Here is a 2,511-nt window from a genome sequence, read left to right as displayed (position 1 = left end):
AAGTGGTCCTCGCCTCGCTCGGAGTCGAGGGCGGCGGCCTGCTGGAGATCGGCGGCGGGCTACCCGAAGCGGTACTTCGGCGCAGGTCCTGAACGCCCCGCCGAACGGCCGGCCGGCCCGGAGGTCTGGGCACTGGTCGCGGGCGGCGCGGGAGTGCTGGTGCTGGGGGCGGCGGTAGTGGTGTGGCGCGGCGGCCGACCCCGCTGACCGGTGCGGGCCGCTCGGGCGCGGGGCAGGGCGGGTGGGTGAGGTGGTTGCCCGCGGGGCGGTGGTCGTCGGCCGGGTGCGTCGTGGCCGACCGCGCCCGCGCGGCGGAGCCGCATATCCAGTACAGCCCCGCGCCCCTCAACGCCCGCCCCGTACCCCCGCCCGATACCCTCGACCCGTGCTCAAGAACATCCCGGACCCCGGTTTCTCCGAAGACGACGGCACCGCCGACCCCACCCTCGCCGCGGCCCTCGCCGCCTGGGAGCAGGGGGCCAAGGACGAGCAGGCGCACCAGCGGGTCCTCGACGCGCTGCCCGCAGCCCGCCTCCTCGTCCCCGTCGTCGCCGTGCTCGGCGAGGTCGAGACCGACCCGGAGACCGGGCTGAGGCGGGAGAAGACGAGCGACATGGCAGTGCCGACCCTCCGTGCGGGGGACCGCAAGGCGCTGCCCGCCTTCACCTCCGTCGAGGCCCTGGCCCGCTGGGACCCCGCCGCCCGCCCCGTCGCCGTACCGCTGCACCAGGCCCTCCAGGCCGCCGCCCACGAGCAGGCCGACACCGTCGTCCTCGACCTCGCGGGCCCCGTCCCGTACCAGCTCACCGGCCCCGCCCTGCGCGCCCTCGCCGAGGGCCGCACCAGCCCGCGCCCCCTCGACGACCCCGCCGTGACCGAAGCGGTCCGCCGTCTCGTCGCCGCCGAGCCCGGTGTGCTCCGTGCCCACCTCGGCCCCGGTGAGGCCGACGGCACCCTCGCGCTCGTACTCGCCCCGGACGCCGTCCCCGCCGACACCGCCCGCCGCATCGCGAACGCCCTCGCCTCCGACGAGGTGCTCCGGGCCCGACTCGTACGAGGACTCGACCTGGCCCTCCTGCCGCCGGGCAGCACGCCTCCCGGGGAGTCCCTGCTCACCGGCTGAACAGGCACGCCCGCGCACCGCCGGTCGCGGGAGGCCTAGCCGTAGACGGGGCCCGTGAACTTCTCGCCCGGGCCCTGGCCCGGCTCGTCCGGCACGACCGACGCCTCGCGGAACGCCAGCTGCAGGGACTTCAGTCCGTCCCGCAGCGGCGCCGCGTGGAAGGAGCTGATCTCGGTCGCGCTGGCGGTGATCAGGCCGGCCAGCGCCTGGATCAGCTTGCGGGCCTCGTCGAGGTCCTTCTGCTCCTCGCCGCCCTCGGCGAGACCCAGGTTCACGGCTGCGGCGCTCATCAGGTGCACGGCAACCGTGGTGATCACCTCGACGGCGGGCACGTCCGCGATGTCGCGGGTCATGTCGTCGAAGGCGGGGCCGTGCTCGTCAGTGGTGCCGGTGTTGCCGGTCGCGTCGCTCATGGCGTCAACGATAGATCCCGCGGCGCGGGCAGTTTCCCCGGGACGGGTGGTTTACGCCGGGTTCGCGGCCGTGAGGAAAGTGCAGTACTGTTTTCTCACGACCGGCTGGGCACTCCTGTGCCCGGCCCACAAGTGGAGGCTCCGATCTCCCACCTGACCGTCCCCCGGGACGGCGGGTCACCGGTCAGAAGATGGTCCCCATCGTTCCGTACGGACGATGGAACTGTCCGATGTGTGCGCCCCGCGGTTTCAGACGCGGTGGTGCTCCGGTATTTCCTGGAGCCCTGCCTGTGTCCCGTCCGGGGCGTTTTTTGTTCCCCGATGCGGTTGGTCCGAAGAAATAAGACGTTGCGCGGCTGTCTGCCAGACAGCCGTGTGGTGCTACTGAGGAGGATCCATCAGCGCCGAGCCCCGCATTAACGACCGGATTCGCGTTCCCGAGGTCCGGCTTGTAGGCCCCAGCGGCGAACAGGTCGGAATCGTTCCCCTCGCAAAGGCCCTTGAGCTGGCGCAGGAGTACGACCTCGACCTTGTCGAGGTCGCGGCGACCGCCCGTCCGCCCGTGTGCAAGCTCATGGACTACGGGAAGTTCAAGTACGAGTCGGCCATGAAGGCCCGTGAGGCGCGCAAGAACCAGGCGCACACGGTCATCAAGGAAATGAAGCTCCGCCCGAAGATCGACCCGCACGACTACGACACCAAAAAGGGTCACGTCGTCCGGTTCCTCAAGCAGGGTGACAAGGTCAAGATCACGATCATGTTCCGTGGTCGTGAGCAGTCCCGTCCCGAGCTTGGCTTCCGGCTGCTTCAGCGACTCGCCTCCGACGTGGAGGACCTGGGCTTCATCGAGTCCAACCCGAAGCAGGACGGCCGGAACATGATCATGGTTCTTGGCCCGCACAAGAAGAAGACCGAGGCGATGGCCGAGGCCCGCGAGGCCCAGGCCGCCCGCAAGGCGGAGCGTCAGGGCGTCAC

General features: G+C 71.3%; 3 protein-coding genes and 1 pseudogene. 3 read left to right on the top strand and 1 reads right to left on the bottom strand.

All coding sequences use genetic code 11. The features are described 5' to 3' along the window. Together ACWGIG_RS38435 and ACWGIG_RS38430 are read left to right on the top strand one after the other, a co-directional pair. Positions 1-207: pseudogene (locus ACWGIG_RS38435) on the top strand (hypothetical protein); the annotation flags it as partial. 178 nt (positions 208-385) lie between these two features. Continuing rightward, complete coding sequence (locus ACWGIG_RS38430; RefSeq protein WP_453326369.1) at positions 386-1,123, top strand: SseB family protein; 738 nt, start codon at positions 386-388, stop codon at positions 1,121-1,123. 35 nt (positions 1,124-1,158) lie between these two features. Here the strand turns inward: ACWGIG_RS38430 and ACWGIG_RS38425 are convergent, their stop codons facing one another. Further along, the gene (locus ACWGIG_RS38425; protein ID WP_453326368.1) at positions 1,159-1,536 is read right to left on the bottom strand and encodes a DUF1844 domain-containing protein; all 378 of its coding nucleotides are present in this window, start codon (positions 1,534-1,536) and stop codon (positions 1,159-1,161) included. Positions 1,537-1,933: 397 nt separating this feature from the next. On the opposite strand from ACWGIG_RS38425, the gene infC reads away from it, so the two are divergent. After that, a partial coding sequence (gene infC, locus ACWGIG_RS38420) for a translation initiation factor IF-3 (RefSeq protein ID WP_453326370.1) occupies positions 1,934-2,511 on the top strand: 578 nt, incomplete at its 3' end.

Source organism: Streptomyces sp. NPDC054863 (assembly GCF_053610825.1).
This window is presented reverse-complemented; position numbering and strand designations above follow the sequence as displayed.

Coding starts and splice junctions, on each gene's coding strand:
- ACWGIG_RS38425 (WP_453326368.1), bottom strand. CDS start 1,536: ATGAGCGACGCGACCGGCAACACCGGCACCACTGACGAGCACGGCCCC.